General features: G+C 70.9%; 19 protein-coding genes and 1 tRNA gene. 10 read left to right on the top strand and 10 right to left on the bottom strand.

Translation table 11 applies throughout. The annotated features are described in order from the left end of the window. The first annotated feature begins 105 nt into the window (after positions 1-105). From QRN23_RS10885 to QRN23_RS10875, 3 genes are all read left to right on the top strand, one after another. Positions 106-966, top strand: coding sequence for a DUF1684 domain-containing protein (locus tag QRN23_RS10885; protein ID WP_285063546.1), 861 nt, complete (start codon positions 106-108; stop codon positions 964-966). A gap of 42 nt (positions 967-1,008) precedes the next feature. Next, positions 1,009-2,670, top strand: a complete 1,662-nt coding sequence (locus QRN23_RS10880; protein WP_350224700.1) for a bifunctional 3'-5' exonuclease/DNA polymerase — start codon at positions 1,009-1,011, stop codon at positions 2,668-2,670. 196 nt (positions 2,671-2,866) lie between these two features. Next, positions 2,867-3,370 carry a DUF3145 domain-containing protein gene (locus QRN23_RS10875; protein ID WP_056045587.1) on the top strand — a complete coding sequence of 168 codons (504 nt, stop codon included), beginning with the start codon at positions 2,867-2,869 and terminating at the stop codon, positions 3,368-3,370. Positions 3,371-3,475: 105 nt separating this feature from the next. Here QRN23_RS10875 and QRN23_RS10870 read toward each other — a convergent pair whose 3' ends face one another. The 6 genes from QRN23_RS10870 to aceE form a co-directional block, all read right to left on the bottom strand. Further along, positions 3,476-4,714, bottom strand: coding sequence for a beta-ketoacyl-[acyl-carrier-protein] synthase family protein (locus tag QRN23_RS10870; protein WP_055972470.1), 1,239 nt, complete (start codon positions 4,712-4,714; stop codon positions 3,476-3,478). 156 nt (positions 4,715-4,870) lie between these two features. Then, positions 4,871-5,119 (bottom strand): acyl carrier protein, encoded by a 249-nt coding sequence (locus QRN23_RS10865; RefSeq protein ID WP_043592609.1) that lies wholly within the window; start codon positions 5,117-5,119, stop codon positions 4,871-4,873. An 81-nt stretch (positions 5,120-5,200) separates the two neighbouring features. Beyond that, a complete protein-coding gene (locus tag QRN23_RS10860; protein WP_123570163.1) occupies positions 5,201-6,211 on the bottom strand; it encodes a beta-ketoacyl-ACP synthase III in 1,011 nt (336 codons plus the stop codon). Continuing rightward, on the bottom strand, positions 6,208-7,128 hold the full coding sequence (locus QRN23_RS10855) for an ACP S-malonyltransferase (RefSeq protein WP_159826455.1): 921 nt from the start codon (positions 7,126-7,128) through the stop codon (positions 6,208-6,210). Before QRN23_RS10855 ends, QRN23_RS10860 begins: the two co-directional genes overlap by 4 nt. Before the next feature lie 106 nt (positions 7,129-7,234). Beyond that, the gene (locus QRN23_RS10850; RefSeq protein WP_233568329.1) at positions 7,235-8,461 is read right to left on the bottom strand and encodes a PucR family transcriptional regulator; all 1,227 of its coding nucleotides are present in this window, start codon (positions 8,459-8,461) and stop codon (positions 7,235-7,237) included. A 7-nt stretch (positions 8,462-8,468) separates the two neighbouring features. After that, positions 8,469-11,213, bottom strand: coding sequence for a pyruvate dehydrogenase (acetyl-transferring), homodimeric type (gene aceE / locus QRN23_RS10845; protein WP_123570161.1), 2,745 nt, complete (start codon positions 11,211-11,213; stop codon positions 8,469-8,471). A 264-nt stretch (positions 11,214-11,477) separates the two neighbouring features. Between aceE and QRN23_RS10840 the strand changes: the two genes are divergently transcribed. From QRN23_RS10840 to QRN23_RS10825, 4 genes are all read left to right on the top strand, one after another. Further along, complete coding sequence (locus QRN23_RS10840; RefSeq protein ID WP_159826459.1) at positions 11,478-11,951, top strand: peroxiredoxin; 474 nt, start codon at positions 11,478-11,480, stop codon at positions 11,949-11,951. Between the two features lie 85 nt (positions 11,952-12,036). After that, a tRNA-Val gene (locus QRN23_RS10835) sits at positions 12,037-12,109 on the top strand. A gap of 217 nt (positions 12,110-12,326) precedes the next feature. Then, positions 12,327-12,452 carry a hypothetical protein gene (locus QRN23_RS10830; protein WP_274604854.1) on the top strand — a complete coding sequence of 42 codons (126 nt, stop codon included), beginning with the start codon at positions 12,327-12,329 and terminating at the stop codon, positions 12,450-12,452. A 5-nt stretch (positions 12,453-12,457) separates the two neighbouring features. Next, a complete protein-coding gene (locus tag QRN23_RS10825) occupies positions 12,458-13,135 on the top strand; it encodes a DUF6766 family protein (RefSeq protein WP_285063545.1) in 678 nt (225 codons plus the stop codon). 97 nt (positions 13,136-13,232) lie between these two features. On the opposite strand, the gene QRN23_RS10820 is transcribed toward QRN23_RS10825, so the two are convergent. After that, positions 13,233-13,514 carry a GlsB/YeaQ/YmgE family stress response membrane protein gene (locus QRN23_RS10820; protein ID WP_123570784.1) on the bottom strand — a complete coding sequence of 94 codons (282 nt, stop codon included), beginning with the start codon at positions 13,512-13,514 and terminating at the stop codon, positions 13,233-13,235. Between the two features lie 119 nt (positions 13,515-13,633). Here QRN23_RS10820 and QRN23_RS10815 point away from each other — a divergent pair, with 119 nt between their 5' ends. Then, entirely contained in the window at positions 13,634-14,302 is a 669-nt protein-coding gene (locus QRN23_RS10815; RefSeq protein WP_043592622.1) for a response regulator transcription factor, read from the top strand. Positions 14,303-14,337: 35 nt separating this feature from the next. Here QRN23_RS10815 and QRN23_RS10810 read toward each other — a convergent pair whose 3' ends face one another. Together QRN23_RS10810 and QRN23_RS10805 are read right to left on the bottom strand one after the other, a co-directional pair. Continuing rightward, complete coding sequence (locus QRN23_RS10810) at positions 14,338-14,949, bottom strand: histidine phosphatase family protein (RefSeq protein WP_285063544.1); 612 nt, start codon at positions 14,947-14,949, stop codon at positions 14,338-14,340. Between the two features lie 53 nt (positions 14,950-15,002). Next, a complete protein-coding gene (locus tag QRN23_RS10805; protein ID WP_285063543.1) occupies positions 15,003-16,403 on the bottom strand; it encodes a dihydrolipoyl dehydrogenase family protein in 1,401 nt (466 codons plus the stop codon). Positions 16,404-16,532: 129 nt separating this feature from the next. Here QRN23_RS10805 and QRN23_RS10800 point away from each other — a divergent pair, with 129 nt between their 5' ends. Then, positions 16,533-16,946, top strand: a complete 414-nt coding sequence (locus QRN23_RS10800) for a hypothetical protein (RefSeq protein WP_200412985.1) — start codon at positions 16,533-16,535, stop codon at positions 16,944-16,946. Between the two features lie 16 nt (positions 16,947-16,962). Here QRN23_RS10800 and QRN23_RS10795 read toward each other — a convergent pair whose 3' ends face one another. Beyond that, on the bottom strand, positions 16,963-17,331 hold the full coding sequence (locus QRN23_RS10795; RefSeq protein WP_159826467.1) for a winged helix-turn-helix transcriptional regulator: 369 nt from the start codon (positions 17,329-17,331) through the stop codon (positions 16,963-16,965). A 91-nt stretch (positions 17,332-17,422) separates the two neighbouring features. Between QRN23_RS10795 and QRN23_RS10790 the strand changes: the two genes are divergently transcribed. Next, positions 17,423-18,280: an NAD(P)H-binding protein gene (locus QRN23_RS10790; RefSeq protein WP_285063542.1), complete on the top strand. Its 858-nt coding sequence runs from the start codon at positions 17,423-17,425 to the stop codon at positions 18,278-18,280. Positions 18,281-18,382: the final 102 nt, after the last annotated feature.

Genomic DNA, 18,382 nt, shown 5'->3' with positions numbered 1-18,382 from the left:
GACGTCGGACGAGGAGGCGCGGTGCCGGTCCCGACCACGTCCCGTCCGTCGGGGCATGAACCGCGCCTCCCCGGCGTTGCCCCTCGTCAGACCCCAGGAGGACCGATGACCGACAGCACCGCCGACACCACCCGCCCGTCCGAGCACGCGGCCGCGCAGGCCGAGCTCGACCGCTTCCACGTCCTGCGCCGCACCCGCGCGGTGTCGCCGCAGGGTCCGCTCGCCCTGACCGGCACGCAGTGGGTCGACCACGAGCAGACCGTCTGGGGCGTGCCGGGCCGCTGGGCGCCGACCCCGCAGGGCGTGTCGGGACTGGCGCTGACGGCCGCCGCCGCGGACGGCATCCACGTGGACGGCGACCTCGTCGACGGCACCGTCGTCGTGGCGGGTGACGACGCGCTGGTCCCGAGCAGCCTCCGGTTCTCGGAGACGACGACCGGCACGGTGATCGCGAACGACGACCACACCGGGTACGCCCTCCGCGTCTGGGACTCCGCGTCGGACGCCGTGACGGGCTTCGGGTCGATCGACGCCTTCCCGTTCGACCCGGACTGGGTCGTCACGGCCGACTTCGTGCCCACCGCGCCCGACACCCAGGTCGACATCCGTCACCAGGCTGACGTCGAGCTCAGTCGGCCCAAGCCGTTGCCCGGGCTCATCCGCTTCACCCGCGACGGGGTCGACCACGAGCTCGCGGCGTTCCCGTCGGGTGACGGCGACCGGTTGCAGCTCGTCTTCGGCGACGCGACCAACGGCGACAGCACGTACTCGGTCGGGCGGTTCCTCTTCCCGGTGCCGAACGGCGACGGCACCATCACGCTCGACTTCAACCGGGCCGTCCTGCCGCCCTGCGCCTTCTCGTACGCCTTCAACTGCCCGATCCCGCCGGCCCAGAACCGGTTCGCCTCGCCGATCGAGGCGGGCGAGAAGAACGTCCTCGACGCCGCCGGGCAGCCGCTGCACTGAGAACGGCCCGTCGGTGTCGGCGCCGGGTGGGATGATCAGGCGGTGTTCTTCCTGCTGCGTCGACTGCCCGACGGCGACGTCGAGCTGACGCGGTACGAGCGCGACGCGTCGGGGCGGCTCGAGGCGGTCGGCGTGGAGACCATCCCCGCGGCCGACCTGCCGGCGCGCGTGGCCGGCCTCGAGCGCGAGGCCTCGCCCCGCTGGGTCTGGGACGACACCCCGCGGTGGTACCCGCGCCTCCTCGACGCGGGGGTCACGCTGGCGCGGTGCGTCGACCTCCGGCTCGTGCACGCGATCCTGCGACGGTCGACGGCGGCGCCGGCCTTCCCCCTCGGAGGTGCGGCTCCCGGGCCGTGGGACGTCGCCCAGGCGTCGCCGGGCGAGTCCGACGGACTCTTCGAGGTCCTCCCCGAGTCGCTGCCCGACCCGGCGGCCGAGTTCCTCGCCCAGCGCGAGGCGGTCGAGGCGTCGCCTGCCCGGGGTCGACTCGAGCTGCTCGTCGCCGCCGAGTCCACCGGTGCGTTGATCGCGGCCGAGATGCGCCACCGGGGCATCCCGTGGTCGCCCCGGGTGCACGACGAACTGCTGACCGCCGCCCTCGGGCCGAGGCCCGCCCCGGGGGAGCGACCGGCCCGCATGCGCGACGCCCTCGACGAGGTGCGGCAGGCGCTCGACGCGCCCGATCTCAACCCCGACTCGCCCGCCGAGCTGATCAGGGCCCTCAACCGTGCGGGCGTGCTCGTGCAGTCGACGCGGCAGTGGGAACTGCAACGGCACGAGCATCCCGTGATCGAGCCGTTGCTCCGCTACAAGAAGATGCAGCGGCTGCTCGTCGCCAACGGCTGGGCCTGGCTAGACGCCTGGGTGCACGGTGGGCGCTTCCGTCCCGACTACGTGCCGGGCGGCGTCGTGACCGGCCGGTGGGCCACGAGCGGAGGAGGCGCGCTGCAGCTTCCCCGGGCGGTCCGCGGGGCCGTCGTGGCCGACCCGGGCTGGAAGCTCGTGGTCGCCGACGCCTCGCAACTCGAGCCGCGCATCCTGACCGGCCTGTCCGGCGACCGCTCGATGGCCCGGGCCGGGTCGGGCGACCTGTACGAGGGCATCGTCGCCAGCGGAGCCGTCGCCACGCGGGCCGAGGCCAAGGTCGCGATGCTCGGCGCGATGTACGGCGCGACCCAGGGCGAGAGCGGTCGTCTCGTGCCCCGCCTGGCGCGGCGGTTCCCCGACGCCATGGCGCTCGTCGAGACGGCGGCACGCACGGGCGAGGCCGGGGGAGTCGTCGACACCCTGCTCGGCCGCAGTTCACCGCGGCCGTCCGACGACCCGGACGCCTCCGGGGGCGCCGGGGTGGGCGCGCTGCCTCCCGAGATGGGCGTGCGGCCGGCCGATCGCGACGCACGCTCGTGGGGTCGGTTCACGCGCAACTTCGTCGTGCAGGGCACCGCCGCGGAGTGGGCCCTCTGCTGGATGGGCGCCCTGCGCCGTCGTCTGCACGCGCGCTGGGGGACCGGCGTCCCGGCACCCCACTTCGTGTTCTTCCTGCACGACGAGGTGGTGGTGCACGCCCCCGCGGCCGCCGCCGACGAGGTCGCCGCGCTGGTCGCCGACAGCGCGGTCGAGGCCGGCCGGCTGCTCTTCGGCGACGCCCCGGTGGCCTTCCCGGTCACGGTCGCGGTCGTGGACGACTACTCGCAGGCCAAGTGAGCCGACAGGCCGTGCGAGACGCCGCACCATTCGCAGGTGTTACACAGTTGTGATTTCTCAGGCGGGTCGGTCATAATTCACAGAACGGGCACCGTCCCGCGCATCACCGGGTCCCGGCCCGCACAATCGAAGAACGCACACGAATCACGTCTGACAGGTCGATGGGGAAGTCGCACCTGAACCAGATGGAGGAATCGTGGCTGCTGCAACCGCTCGGGGAGTGCTCTACGTGCACTCGTCCCCTCGTGCACTGTGCCCACACGTCGAGTGGGCCGTCGGTCGTGCCCTCGGGCACGGCGTGAACTTCGCCTGGGTCGACCAACCCGTGCTGCCCGGCGCCCAGCGCACCGAGTTCTCGTGGCAGGGTGACGAGGGTTCCGGCGCGCGCATCGCCTCTGCTCTGCGGGGCTGGGAGCACCTCCGCTACGAGGTGACCGAAGACCCCGGCGAGACCCACGACGGGGGGCGCTGGATGCACTCTCCCGACCTGGGCGTGTTCTTCGCCCAGACCGACACCGCCGGCAACACGGTCATCCCCGAGGACCGCATCCGCTACGCGATGGAGATCGCGGGGTCGAACACCCTCGAGCTGCACCGCGAGCTGCGTCTCGCCCTCGGCCAGGCCTGGGACGACGAACTCGAACCGTTCCGCTACAGCGGTGAAGGCAACCCCGTCGTCTGGCTGCACAAGGTCAGCTGACCCGGCCCTGCCCGGGGAGGGGCGTCCCGGGCGCACCGGGTGACGACGCAGGAGGCGCGGGTGGCGTGATCACGCCACCCGCGCCTCCTGCGTCGGTCGCCTCGGTCAGACCGAGCGGAACCCGACGACGGCGTTGTGGCCGCCGAAGCCGAACGAGTTGCTGATCGCCACGATCTCGCCCTCGGGCAGGGGGCGCGGTTCTCCGACGACGACGTCCATGTCGATCTCGTCGTCCATCTGCGTGACGTTGATCGTCTGCGGCGCCACGCGCTCGTGCAGCGCCTTGACCGTGAACAGTGCCTCGATGCCGCCCGCGCCGCCGAGCAGGTGGCCCGTGGCCGCCTTGGTCGCCGAGACGATCAGCTTCGAGGTGTGGTCGCCGAAGACGCGCTTGATGGCGTGGTACTCGGCGATGTCGCCGACCGGGGTGCTCGTCGCGTGGGCGTTGACGTGGACGACCTGGTCGCGGTCGACCCCCGCGTTCTCGAGCGTCGCGATGACGGCCCGGGCGGCGCCGGTGCCCTCGGGGTCGGGAGCGGTGATGTGGTACGAGTCGCTGGTGACCGCACCACCGATGAGCTCGGCGTAGATGCGGGCCCCGCGGGCCAGGGCGTGCTCCTCGGTCTCGAGGACGAGCGCCGCGCCTCCTTCGGCGAGGACGAAGCCGTCGCGCGTGACGTCGTAGGGACGCGAGGCGGTGGCGGGGTCGTCGTTGCGCTTCGAGAGGGCCTGCATGGCCGCGAAGGAGGCCAGGGGCATCGGGTGGATGGCCGCCTCGGAACCGCCGGCGACGGCGATGTCGGCGAGGCCGGACTGCAGGTGCTCGTAGGCCATGGCGATCGACTCGGTGCTGGAGGCGCAGGCCGACACGACCGTGCGGGCTCCGGCGCGCGCACCCAGGCTCATCGAGATGGCGGCGGCGGGACCGTTCGGCATGAGCATGGGGACGGTCATCGGCAGGACGCGTCGCGGGCCCTTCTCGCGCAGGGTGTCCCACCCGTCGAGCAGCGTCCAGACACCGCCGATCCCGGTGGCCCAGTCGACGATGAAGCGTTCGGGGACGACCTCGGGCGAGCCGGCGTCGGCCCAGGCCTCGCGGGCCGCGGTGAGCGCGAACTGGCTCGACGGGTCGAGGCGCTTGATCTCGCGGCGGTCGAGCACGTCGGCCGAGGGGGTGCGTGCCTGGCCGGCGAAGGTGACGGGCAGCTCGTACTTGGCGACCCAGTCCTGTTCGAGCGTGGTGATGCCCGACTGGCCGGCGAGCAGGTTCTGCCAGCTCTCGGTGGCGGTGCCACCGAGCGGGCTCGTGGCGCCGAGGCCGGTGACGACGATCTTCTTGGTCATTGACGTTCCTTCTGGGAGGGCCGGTCGGTGGGCTGTGCCGATGTACGACGACGCCGTGACCCGGGCTGCAGCCGAGGCTGGTGGCGTGGGGTCGACGGCGTCGAGGGCACAGCGGCGGGGCCCGGTCGCCGTGAAGGCGACCGGGCAGCCGACGTCTTAGTTCTGCGCCTTGTGGATGTACGTGACGGCGTCGCCGACGGTCTTGAGGTTCTTGACCTCTTCGTCGGGGATCTTGACGTCGAACTTCTCTTCGGCGTTGACGACGATGGTCATCATGGAGATCGAGTCGATGTCGAGGTCGTCGGTGAACGACTTGTCCATCTCGACGGTGTCGGTGGCGATCCCGGTCTCGTCGTTGACGAGCTCGGCGAGGCCGGCGAGGACTTCTTCGGTGGACAGTGCCATGGTGTTGTCTCCTTGAGGGGGTGTCGTTGTGACCGGGGTAAAGCCTATACAGCGCCCCGCGGTCGGGCGGGCAGCGGCGCGCTAGGGCAGCACGACCACCTGGGCACCGAACACGAGTCCGGCACCGAAACCGATCTGCAGCGCGAGACCGCCACTGAGTTCGGGGTGTTCGTCGAGCAGTCGGTGGGTCGCGAGCGGGATGCTGGCGGCCGAGGTGTTGCCGGTGGTCGCGATGTCGCGACCGATCACGACGGACTCGGGCAGGCCGAGCTGCTTCGCGAACTCGTCGATGATGCGCATGTTGGCCTGGTGGGGCACGAAGGCCGACAGCTGGTCGGCGGTCACGCCGGCGCGTTCGAGGGCCTCTTTCGCGACCTTGGCCATCTCCCAGACGGCCCAGCGGAAGACCGTCTGACCTTCTTGGCGGAGGGTCGGCCAGGGGATCTCGCCGGCACCCTCGCGGTACTCGGTCATGGTGTTGGTCATGCCGATGGCGTCCCACTTCGAGCCGTCCGAGCCCCAGACCGTCGGGCCGATGCCCGCGGTGTCGGACGGACCGACGACGGCCGCACCCGCTCCGTCGGCGAGCAGGAACGAGATCGTGCGGTCGGTCGGGTCGATGACGTCGCTGAGCTTCTCGGCACCCACGACGAGGACGTACTCGGCGAGGCCCGACTTGACGAACGAGTCGGCCTGCGCGATGCCGTACGTGAAGCCGGCGCAGGCGGCCGAGATGTCGTAGGCGGCGGCCGGGTTCGCACCGACGCGCTCGGCGAGCAGCGAGGCGACCGACGGGGTCACGACGCCGGCACCGATGGTCGACACGAGGACGGCGCCGATCTGGTCGGGGCGGATGCCCGACTTGGCGATGGCCTCGTTGGCGGCGGTCTCGGCGAGGTCGACGACCTTGACGTCCTTGCCTGCCCGTCGGCGGGTGATCACACCGGTGCGCTGCTGGATCCACTCGTCGCTGGAGTTGATCGGTTCGATGATGTCGGCGTTCGGGACCACGTTCTCACCGCGGGCGGCGCCGAGTGCGTAGATCCGGGTGAACTGCGCACCGGTGGTCTGGTTGAGCTGGGGGGTGGTCATGCTGCTCCCTCGATGAGGTCGACGGCGGCCTGCAGGTCGTCGGGTGTCTTGACGGCGACCGAGGGGACACCCCTCAGCGCGCGCTTGGCCAGGCCGGTCAGGGCTCCGGCCGGGGCGAGTTCGACGATGCCCGTCACACCGGCGTCGGCGAACGACCGCATCGTCGCATCCCATCGGACGGGAGACGAGACCTGCCCGACGAGCAGCTCGACGAAGCGCGCGCCCGAGTCGACGGTGCTGCCGTCGTGGTTGGTCCAGAGCGTCGTCGAGGGGTCGGCGGCCGTGACCGAGGCGGCGGCGGAGCGGAGGCGCTCGACGGCGGGCTGCATGTATCGCGTGTGGAAGGCGCCGGCGACCTGGAGGGGCACGACGCGGCTCTTGGCCGGCGGGTCGGCCGCCAGCTCGGCGAGTGCGGCGGTCTCGCCGGCGACGACGATCTGGCCGCCACCGTTGTAGTTGGCGGGGAAGAGCCCGAGGGCGTCGAGACGGGCGAGCAGTTCGTCTTCGTCACCGCCGAGCACGGCGCTCATGCCGGTCTCGACGAGTGCGGCGGCGTCGGCCATGGCCCGGCCCCGTTCGGCGACGAGCGTTACGGCGTCGAGGTCGCTCAGCACGCCGCTGACGGCCGCGGCGGTGAACTCGCCGACCGAGTGGCCCGCGACGCCGGCGACGGCGGAGCGCTCGACACGGCCGAAGAGGGCACGGGCGGTCAGGATGCCGGCCGCGACGATGAGGGGCTGGGCCACGGCGGTGTCGCGGATCGTGTCGGCGTCGGACGTGGTGCCGTGGGCGACGAGATCGAGGCCGGCCGCGTCGGAGAGCGACGTCAGCAGCTCACGCTGGTCGGGGTCTGCCAGCCAGGGGTCGAGGAAACCGGGAGTTTGGGAGCCCTGACCGGGCGCTACGACAACGATCACTGGTCCATCATGCCAACGAGTCGGGGGTCTGCGGTGTAGCAACTCGACCAAAGATGAGCGAGAACGTTGTCGAAGCGCACAGACGTCCTCGCGGGCAGCCCGACGGTCACTTGCGTCGGACCCCTGACCCCTCGGGGTCGGCGATCGATCCGAGCACGAGCGCCGACTGGAGGATCAGCGCCTCACGGGCGCCGGTGGCATCCCAGCCGATCACGTCCGTGACGCGCTTCAGGCGATACCGCACGGTGTTCGGGTGCACGAAGAGTTCGCGTGCCGTGGCCTCGAGCGAGCGCCCGTTGTCGAGGTAGCACCACAAGGTCGTCAGCAACTCGGTCGAGTGCGTCTTGAGGGGCTTGTAGATGCGGTTGACGAGGGTCGACCGTGCGACCGGGTCTCCGGCGAGGGCGCGCTCGGGCAGGAGGTCGTCGGCGAGGACGGGGCGGGGCGCGTTGCGCCAGGCCCGTGCGACCGCGAAACCGGCGAGGGCGGCCTTGGCGCTCTTCGAGGCGTCGACGAGGCTCGGCACCTCGTGGCCGAGCACGAGGTGCCCGTCGCCGAAGCCGGGTTCGAGCGCGCGCGCGATCTCGGTGAAGCTGGGGTGGGTCGAGGAGGCGCTGCCCTCGTCGAGCGGATCGGCCCGCCCGATGACGAGCACCAGTCGGCTACCCTGCACGCCGATGAGCACGTCGGCCTCCCGGTGCCGGGCCGTGCGTCGGAGCATGTCGACGTCGAGCATCCGCGGAGCCGTGCCGACGAGGACGGCGACCTCACCGTGCCCGTGCCATCCGAGCGCGGCGATGCGGCTGGGCAACTCGTCGTCGTACTCGCCGCTCAGGATCGAGTCGACGACCAGGGCCTCGAGTCGGGCGTCCCAGAGGCCTCGGGCTTCGGCGGCCCGCGCGTAGACGTCCGCCGAGGCGAAGGCTATCTCGCGCGAGTACAGGAGGATCGCTTCGCGCAGGGAGTCGTCCCCGTCCTTGACGCGTTCTTCCACGACCTCGACGGTGATGCGGATGAGCTGCAGGGTCTGCGTGAGGCTGACCGAGCGGAGAAGCTCGCGGGGGGCCGAACCGAAGACGTCGGCGGCGATCCACGGGGTGGATCGCGGGTCGGCGAACCAGCTGATGAACGAGGTGATGCCGGCCTGGGCGACGAGCCCGACCGCCGAGCGGCGCCCGGGGGGCATGTCCCCGTACCAGGGCAGCGTCTCTTCGAGGCGCTTGATGGTCGCGGTGGACAGCTCACCCGAGACCGTCCGCAGCCACGCGAGCGTGCGCTCTTTCGTGGCCGCGGACGGCTGCAGGGGCGATCCGGGCACCCGCTCGGCGCTCACGGGGTCGTCAGGCCTCCCCGCCGGCGGTGCCGCTGGTGCCGGCCGTGACGTCGTGCAGCTGGTAACGATCGATCGCCTGCTGGACCACAGCGGGGTCGACCTCGCCGCGACGGGCCAGGGCCTGCAGGGTGCGGACGACGACCGACGGTCCGTCGATCTTGAAGAACCGGCGGGCGGCGGCCCGGGTGTCGCTGAAACCGAAGCCGTCGGCCCCGAGGGTCAGGTAGTCGCCGGGCACGTACTCGCGGATCTGGTCGGGCACGGCGGCCATGAAGTCGCTCGTGGCGATGACGGGGCCCTCGGAGTCCTTCAGCTTCTCGGTGACGTAGGGCGTCTTCGGCTCGTCGTTCGGGTGCAGGAAGTTGTGCTCCTCGGCGGCCAGGCCGTCGCGGCGCAGTTCGTTCCAGCTCGTGACGCTCCAGACGTCGGCCGCGACGTTCCAGTCGTCGGCGAGCAGCTGCTGCGCCTCGAGAGCCCACGGCACACCGACGCCGGACGCCAGGAGCTGGGCGCGGGGACCCAGGTTCTCGGCGTCCTTGAGCTTGTAGATGCCGCGCACCACGCCGTCCACGTCGAGGCCCTCGGGTTCGACGGGCTGGGCCATCGGCTCGTTGTACACGGTGATGTAGTACATGACGTTCGGGTCGGAGTGCGACGCGTTGCCGTGCTCGTCCGTGCCGTACATGCGGTCCATGCCCGACTTGACGATGTGCCCGAGCTCGTAGCCGAACGCCGGGTCGTACGAGACGACCGCGGGGTTCGTCGACGCCAGCAGCAGGGAGTGGCCGTCGGCGTGCTGGAGGCCCTCGCCGGTCAGCGTCGTGCGACCCGCGGTGGCACCGATGATGAAGCCGCGCGCCATCTGGTCGCCGGCGGCCCACATGGCGTCGCCGGTGCGCTGGAACCCGAACATCGAGTAGAAGACGTAGACCGGGATGAGCGGTTCGCCCTGCGTCGAGTACGAGGTGCCGACGGCGGTGAAGGCCGCGAACGCGCCGGCCTCGTTGATGCCGACGTGGATGATCTGGCCCTGCGGGCTCTCCTTGTAGGCGAGCAGAAGTTCGCGGTCGACCGAGGTGTAGTGCTGACCGTTCGGGTTGTAGATCTTGGACGTCGGGAAGTACGCGTCCATGCCGAAGGTGCGGGCCTCGTCGGGGATGATCGGCACGATGCGGTGGCCGAAGTCGGGCGAGCGCAGCAGGTCCTTCAGGAGGCGCGCGAAGGCCATCGTGGTGGCGACCTCCTGCTTGCCCGACCCCTTCTTGACGACGTCGTAGGTCTTCGCCTCGGGGACCGCGATCTGGGTGTACTTGGTCCGGCGCTCGGGCACGTAGCCGCCGAGCGCACGACGACGCTCCTGCATGTACTGGATCGCGTCGTCGTCCTGACCGGGGTGGTAGTACGGCGGCAGGTACGGGTTCTCGTCGAGCTGGGCGTCGCTGATCGGGATGCGGAGCTCGTCACGGAACTGCTTGAGGTTGTCGAGCGTGAGCTTCTTCATCTGGTGGGTCGCGTTGCGCCCCTCGAAGGACGGCCCCAGGCCGTAGCCCTTGACCGTCTTGGCGAGGATGACCGTGGGCTGGCCCTTGTGCTCGGTCGCGGCCTTGAAGGCGGCGTAGACCTTGCGGTAGTCGTGGCCACCGCGCTTGAGGTTCCAGATGTCGTCGTCCGAGTAGTCCGAGACGAGTTCGAGGGCGCGTGGGTCGCGACCGAAGAAGTTGTCGCGGACGTAGCCGCCGCTCTCGGCCTTGTAGGTCTGGAAGTCGCCGTCGGGCGTGGTGTTCATGAGGTTGAGCAGTGCGCCGCTCGAGTCGTTCGCGAGCAGGGTGTCCCACTCGCGACCCCAGACGACCTTGATGACGTTCCAGCCGGCGCCGCGGAAGAACGACTCGAGTTCTTGGATGATCTTGCCGTTGCCGCGGACCGGACCGTCGAGGCGCTGCAGGTTGCAGTTGATGACGAAGTTCAGGTTGTCGAGGCCCTCGTTGGCCGCCACCTGCAGCTGACCGCGGCTCTCGACCTCGTCCATCTCGCCGTCGCCGAGGAACGCCCAGACCTGCTGGTCGCTGGCGTCCTTGATGCCACGGTTGGTGAGGTACTTGGCGACCTGCGCCTGGTAGATCGCGTTGATCGGACCGAGGCCCATCGACACGGTCGGGAACTGCCAGAAGTCGGGCATGAGGCGCGGGTGCGGATACGAGCTGAGTCCGCCCGAGGCGTGCGACTTCTCTTGGCGGAAGCCGTCGAGCTGGTCCGTGCCCAGCCGGCCCTCGAGGTAGGCGCGGGCGTACATGCCGGGGGAGGCGTGGCCCTGGAAGAACACCTGGTCGCCGCCACCGGAGTGGTCCTGACCGCGGAAGAAGTGGTTGTTGCCGACCTCGTACAGGGCGGCCGACGAGGCGTACGTCGAGATGTGGCCACCCACCGAGACGCCGGGGCGCTGGGCGCGGTGCACCGTGATGGCGGCGTTCCAGCGGACCCACTTGCGGTAGCGGCGCTCGAGGTCTTCGTCGCCGGGGAACTCGGGCTCGTCCTCGGGGGCGATGGTGTTGACGTAGTCCGTCTTCGGCACCATCGGCACGCCCAGGTGCAGCTCGCTCGACCGGGTGAGCAGGCTCTTCATGATCTCGCGGGCACGTTCGTGACCCTGCGCCTTCACGAGAGCGTCGAGCGACTCACGCCACTCGGCGGTCTCTTCGGGATCGCGATCGGCCTTGTCGACCGTGTACGGGTCCTGATCGTTAACCGTCACCCTTGACCTCAATCATCTGTGTGGAGCAGCCGTCTCTTGGAGGGCCACCGCGTGGAGTGGACAAACAGATGTCAGGCCCGTCGTGCCCGGGTTCCGAGACGCACTCCGCCTGACCAGCCCACTCTAGTTGCCCGGACCGGGACAGGCTCGGCACGCGCTGGGAACGTCCGGCCACGCCACCGTGTGGAAACCGACGAGTGAGGCGTAGGATCGGCGATCGTGTCAGTCGCCGACCGCCCGGGTCGACGCGAAAGGAACGCACCCATGGCTTTGGAGAACGCCATCCAGGCTCCCGACTTCGACCTGCCGAACCAGTTCGGCGAGCGAGTCCGGTTGAGCGACTTCCGGGGCGTCAAGCCCGTCGCGCTGGTGTTCTTCCCCCTGGCGTTCAGCAGCACCTGCACGAAAGAGCTCTGCACCCTCCGCGACAACCTCGCGATGTTCCAGGACCACCGCGTCGAGTTGCTCGTCGTCTCCGTCGACTCCAAGGCCACGCTGCGCGCCTTCGCCGAGGAGAAGGGCTACGAATTCACCCTGCTGGCGGACTTCTGGCCGCACGGCGAGGTCTCGAAGGAGTACGGCGTCTTCCTCGAGAACAAGGGTTTCGCGACCCGCACCACCTTCCTGATCGACGTCGACGGGGTGATCCGCGAACACTTCGGCACGGAGCCCGGCCAGGAGCGCTCGCTCGCCGACTACCGCGCCGCGCTCGACCTCCTCGTCCCCGTCTCGGCCTGACGACCGCGATCACGACCGCAGGAGGCGCGGGTCCGTTCGTCCACCCGCTAACCTGTAGTCGCTCGCCCGGCTCGTCTCGGTGCGAGGGCCTTTAGCTCAGTTGGTAGAGCGCCACGTTTACACCGTGGATGTCATCGGTTCGAGCCCGGTAGGGCCCACCTCACGAACGGTGGTCGGACGACCGCGGTTCTCCTCGGCCGCACGGCCCGGCGGGACACGGACGCCGTGTCGGGTCGCGCCTGCGGGCGTCGACGTCGGCGCGTGGCTGGCGACGGTCCGACAGCAGCACCCGGAGGAGAAAGCAAGCCCCTTGTCGCCGCGCAGTCGGTGACGTAGGACTGCCTCGTGGCGATTCCCGTCGAGGAGGGTGACCAGGTGAGCGATCAGCAGGACGACGACGCCGGATCGACGCGGGGGATGCGCGCCGTCTTCTGGCTGTGGATGGGCGTGATCGTCGCGGGACTCGTCGTGATGATCGCCGTCCCGTTGACGGCTCGGTGACGAGGATGCGTCGAGCCATCCGAGACCAGGGGCTCAGCACGGCCTTCCTCGTGATCTTCGTCGCCGCCCTCGTGGGCCAGTCGTTCGCCGGGCTCGCCGCCACCAACGAGGAACTCGCGGTGCACGGTCTTCCGCCCGTCGCCTACTGGGACTTCGTGTCGTCGTCGAGCTTCCTGGTGGACGTGGCCGAGAACTGGCAGTCCGAGTTCTTGCAGTTCTTCTTGTTCATCGCCGCGACGATCTGGCTGGTGCAACGCGGGTCGCCCGAGTCGAAGCGACCGGGGGACGAGGGCGTCGGCAGCGACGAGGCACAATCGGTCGGAGACCACGCGCCGCCGGGGTCGCCCGCGTGGGCGCGCCGGGGCGGATGGGCATCCTTCGTGTACTCGAACTCGCTCCTGTTGGTGATGGGCGCCCTCTTCGTGTCGTCCTGGCTCGCACAGTCCCTCGGCGGGACCGTGGTCGCGAACGAGGAGAAGGCGGAACACGGCGCACCACCCGAGACCTGGCTCCAGTACGTCGCGTCTCCGGATTTCTGGAACAGGACCCTGCAGAACTGGCAGTCGGAGTTCCTGGCGGTCGGAGCGATGATCGTGTTCTCGATCTTCCTCCGCCAGCGTGGCTCGAGTGAGTCCAAGCCCGTCGGGGCACCGCACACCACGAGCGCGGAGGAGTCCGCCTGAGCACGAGGTCGTCGTTCCGTCCTGCGGGCAGTGGATGCCGCCGGCAGGACGATGCCCTCGGGGCGGCCGTCCGCGGCCGCCCCGACCGGGACCGGGGTCAGCGGCGAGCGGCGCCGCGGCGACCCGAGACGGCGACCCAGACGACCAGCACGACGATCGCGCCGATGATCGAGCCGATGATGCCGGCGGGCTGGAAGAACCCGTCCGTGGGGTCGTGCTGGAACAGCAGGAAGCCGAGGAACCCTCCGACGAACGAACCGATGATGCCCAGCAGGATCGTCATGGCGATCGAGAGGCTCTGGCGACCCGGGACGACCGCGCGGGCGATGAACCCTGCGATGAGGCCGACGACGAGCAAGCTGATGATGAGACCGATCATGGTGTTCTCCTTCCGGGAGAGATGGGCGACCGGCACCGTCGGTGCCGTGGTGTCGCAGGACCCAGCAGACCACCCCTGGAGGTGTGGCGGCACACCCCTCGGGGTGGGATGGTGTCCTCATGCCCCTCGCTCCGACCCGGTCGATCACCGTCGCACTCGTCGACGACTACGACGTCGTGCTCGCCGGTCTCGCCCACATGTTCGACCGCTACCGCGACCGGGTCGTCGTCGCCGAGATCGACGCCACGACGTCCCTGTCCGACCGGGTCGACGTCGTCCTCTACGACTCGTTCGCCCAGCCGGAGTCCGACCATCACGAGCTCGCCGAGCTGGTCGCCAACCCGGCGGCCGGCAAGGTCGTCGTCTACACCTGGAACTTCCACCCCGAGCTCGTCGAGTCGGCTCTGGCGCAGGGCGTGCACGGGTACCTGTCGAAGACCCTCGGTGCCCGCGAGCTGGTCGAGGCGCTCGAGGCGGTCCACCGGGGCGAGCGGGTCGTCAGCGAGGTGCGGGGGCGAGCGCCGAGTGCACCGGGCCTCGACTGGCCCGGCCGCCGCGAGGGCATCACCGACCGCGAGTCCGAGATCCTGGCCCTCATCACCCAGGGGAAGAGCAACGCCGAGGTCGCGGCGCTCACCTACCTCAGCCCGAACACGGTCAAGTCCTACATCCGATCGGTCTACCGACGCATCGGCGCGACGAGCCGGACGCAAGCCGTGCTGTGGGGCGTCCAGAACGGTTTCCGCCCGGACCACCACCGCATCGACCACTGGCTCGGCGGCCCGTAGGAGGCGCGCTGCGGTCTGGCCGTCGGACGCCCGGCTCAGTGCGCCAGGGGTTCGCCGTCCCACGAGAGGGCGACCCAGCCGGCCTCGGTCGAGCCCTCGAGGACGACCGACCCCGTGTTGCGGAGTCCGTGGGTGCGACTGAACGCGGCGTCGAGGTTGCGGGCGGTGTCGGCCGCCCAGACGCAGATGGCGGCTTCGTGCGAGACGAGCACCGCGGTCGAGTCGGCCGGTGTCGACGCCACGACCCGATCGACCGCTCCGCGGAACCGGGCCGTGAACTCGGTGCCGCTCTCGCCACCGGGGATGCGCGCCTCCGGGTCGGTCCACCACTGCTGCATGGTGCCGGCGTACCGGGGCAGGGCCTCGGCGTAGGGCAGGCCCTCCAGGTCGCCGGCGTCGATCTCGTGGGCACCCTCGACCTCGTGGTGGGGGAGGCCGAGACCGTCGGCGACGATCACGGCGGTCTCGCCGGCCCGGCGCAGGCGCGACGAGTGCACGGCGACGATCGATTCGCCTGCCAGGGCCCTCGCGAGGTCGGCGGCCTGTTCGCGGCCGAGCGGAGACAGCGGCGGGCCCGGGGGGCGCGAGCCGATGGTGCGGGCGACGTTGTCGGCGGTCTCGCCGTGGCGGATCAGGAGGAGGCGCATCGTGGCTTTCGGTCGGGGCGGAGCGTCCATCGTGCCACGGCGCCCGCGGGCTCCTAGCGCGGGGTGCGATCCGCCAGCACGGCCCGGGCCGCCATCCCGATCACCGCGCTGTAGGTGGGGTAGGCGAAGCGCACCTCCGCCAGCGTGGCGACGTCGACGCCGCCGGCCATGGCGGTGGTGACCGCCTGGACCACCTCGACGGCGTTCTCACCGACGGCATGGGCACCGAGCACGAGCTCGCGACGGCGGTCGGCGATCAGCTTGAGGAATCCCGTCTCGCGGTCGTCGATCACGGCCCGGTCCACGGTCGAGTACGGGATCGTGACGACCACGCACGACTCGTCCGCCTCGCGGGCCTCGTCCTCGGTGAGGCCGACGCCGGCGTAGTCCGGGTCGGTGAACCCACCGGCGGGCAGGAGGTGGTGCGGCGTGCGGCGGTTGGCGCCGAGGACGGCGTTCTCGGCGGCGGCCTCCCCCTCGAACTGGGCGGCCTGGACGAGCATGTCGCGGCCGTTGGCGTCGCCCACGGCGAAGACGTGCGGGACGACGGTCCGGAAGTACCGGTCGACGGGGACGGACGAGCGCTCCACCTCGATCCCGGCGTTCTCCAGGCCGAGGTCCTCGACGTCCGCCGGCCACCCCGTGGCCATGACGACCACGTCGAAGTCGGCCCGGGCGTGCGCGTCGTCCTGCCGCCAGGTCAGGGTGATCGAGCCGTCGTCGGCTCGGGCGAGGCTCTCGACGCCGTCGATCCCGGTGCGCACGTCGATGCCCTGCTCGGTGAACGCGACGGAGACCGCCTCCGAGATCGACGCGTCCGACGTCGTCAGCACCCGCGGGGCGACGTCGAGGAGCGTCACGTCGCTGCCGAACGCGTCGAACACCGTCACGAGTTGTGCGCCCGTGTTGCCCGCGCCGATCACGGCCACCCGGTGGGGGAGGGACGGCAGGTCGAGGACGTGCTCGGGGACCGTCGCCAACTCGCCGCCCGGGATCGGCAGTCGGCGCGAGTGACCGCCGACGCAGATCAGGATCGACGCCGCCGAGATCGTCCGCCCGCTGTCGAGGACGAGGGTCGAGTCGTCGACGAACCGGGCCCTGCCCTCGTGGACCAGCTCGACGCCCGCGGCCTCGAACCGCTCGGCCTCCCGCTTGATCGACCGCACCGCGTCGACGCGCTCCCGGACGCGCGCGACGGTCGTCGCCCAGTCGATCGTCGGGGGAGCGACGCCGACGCCGTAGACGTCCGCGTGCCGGGTCTCGCGGATCAGCCGGGCCGTCTTGGCCAGCACCCTGGTGGGCACGCATCCGGTGTTCACGCAGGTGCCTCCCTCGCGCCCCGCCTCGAGGACGACGACGCGGGCCCCGAGTTCGGCTGCGCGCAGGGCCGCCGCGGTGCCCGCCGGACCGGCGCCGATGACGGCGACGTCGTAGTCCTTCTCCGAGATGCCCATGTGCTGCCTGCCCCTTCGTCGAGTCGGTCGTCAGGTCGAACTCAACCAGCTGCGGATGGGCGGACGCCCGTGCAGGCGAGTCGAGGCGGACGAGCAGACCGGTCCGTCCCGACTCGCTAGCATCATTACGTGACCATCGACCTGAAGACGACCCGGCCCGACGGCACGCCCCGCACGGTGCCGCTCACGGACGACGACGTCGCTCGGGGTCGGGTGCTCGTCCGGTGGATGCGCGTGGCCCTCGTCGTCGGCATCGTCCTCTCGCTCGGCCTGGTCGTGTTCGTCTGGACCCAGGTCCCGGTGTGGACGACCACCCCGTACCGGCGACACGGCGTCGAACACTCCTTGCCGACCTTCGCGCTGTTGCTCTTCCCCGGCCTCGGGGTCGGGATGCTCGCGTCGACCCTGCGGAAGTCGAGTGCCTACGTCCCGCCCCGCGAGAGGACGTTCCTGCTGGTCGCGATGCCGATCTTCGTCGTCTTCATCGTGGGTGCGACGGCCTACCTCGCGTCCACGTACCTGGCAGCGGGGGCGTCGTCCTGATCGGTCGATCGATCGCTCACCGGCCCGCGACGATCTCGTCGGCGTTGTCGAGGATCCAGTCCATGAGCGGCACGAGGCGGGCGGCCAGGTCGGTGCCGCGCTCGGTCAGCGAGTAGTCGACCCGCGGCGGGATCGTCGGCTGGGCGGCGCGATGGACGATGCCGTCGGCCTCGAGGGTCTTCAGGGTCGAGGCGAGCATCTTCTCGCTGACGCCCTCGATCTCGCGTCGCAACTCGCCCCACCGCATCGGCCCGCGTTCGAGCGCCAGCAGGATCAGCACTCCCCACCGACTCGTCACGTGGGTCAGCACCACGCGGCTCGGGCACTCCGCCGGGAAACGACCCGAGGGTGCAGGGCGGGCAGGGTTCACGATTCCGACGTCCACGTCAGTAGCTTACGAAAAGGTGCGTACCTGCAGATGGGAAGTCCCGGTGGATCGTCGTCGTTGTCCCAGGCACGCAACCGAAAGGAACACCATGTCCACGATCGTCACCGCCGCCTCCGGTCAGCTCGGCCGCCTCGTCGTCGAGTCCCTCCTCGCCCGCGGCGCAGCCCCCGACAGTGTCATCGCCACGTCGCGCGACGTCTCGAAGCTGGCCGACCTCGCCGAGCGCGGCGTCCGCACCGCCGAGCTCGACTACACCCGACCCGACACGATCGCGGCCGTCATCGACGCGGGCGACGTCGTCGTCCTGATCTCGAGCGACGCCGTGGGCCAGCGCGTCCCGCAGCACGCCGCCGTGATCGACGCCGCGAAGGCCGCCGGTGCCGCCCGCATCGTCTACACGAGCGTCCTCGCGGCCTCGACCTCGCCCCTGATCCTCGCGCCCGAGCACAAGGCGACCGAGGAGCACCTCGCCGCCTCCGGCGTGCCCGTCACGCTGCTGCGGAACGGCTGGTACACCGAGAACTACGTCGGCGAGATCGCCACCGCCCGCGACTCCGGCGTGGTCGCCGCGAGCGTGGGGGCGGGCCGTCTCGCCAGCGCCAGCCGTCGGGACTACGCCGAGGCCGCCGCGGTCGCGGCCCTCGACGAGTCGACCGCCGGTCGCACCTTCGAGCTGTCCGGCGACCACGCCTGGGACTTCGACGAGTTCGCCGAGGCGCTCACGACCGTCACGGGCCGACCCGTCCGCTACGAGTCGCTCACGCCCGAGCAGCACGCCGAGCGCCTGCGCGGCTTCGGCCTGGACGAGGGCACGGTCGGCTTCGTCGTCGCGCTCGACGGGAACATCCGCGACGGGCTGCTCGCCGACACGAGCTGCGACCTCGCCCGCCTGATCGGCCGTCCGACGACCCCGCTCGTCGAGGCCCTCACCGCCGCCACCGCGTAGTCCCGCCGAGACGCCGGGGCGGCAGCCCGCAGGAGGCGCGGTTCCGGTCGTCCGGGCACCGCGCCTCCTCGTCGGCCCCTCCCCGGCGCCGAGCGGCCGGCG

It is taken from the genome of Frigoribacterium sp. ME-P-080 (assembly GCF_030209595.1).
In the GTDB taxonomy this organism is placed as follows: Bacteria; Actinomycetota; Actinomycetes; order Actinomycetales; family Microbacteriaceae; genus Frigoribacterium.
Note: the sequence above shows the minus strand (reverse complement) of the source record. Positions and strands in the feature narration are given on the sequence as shown.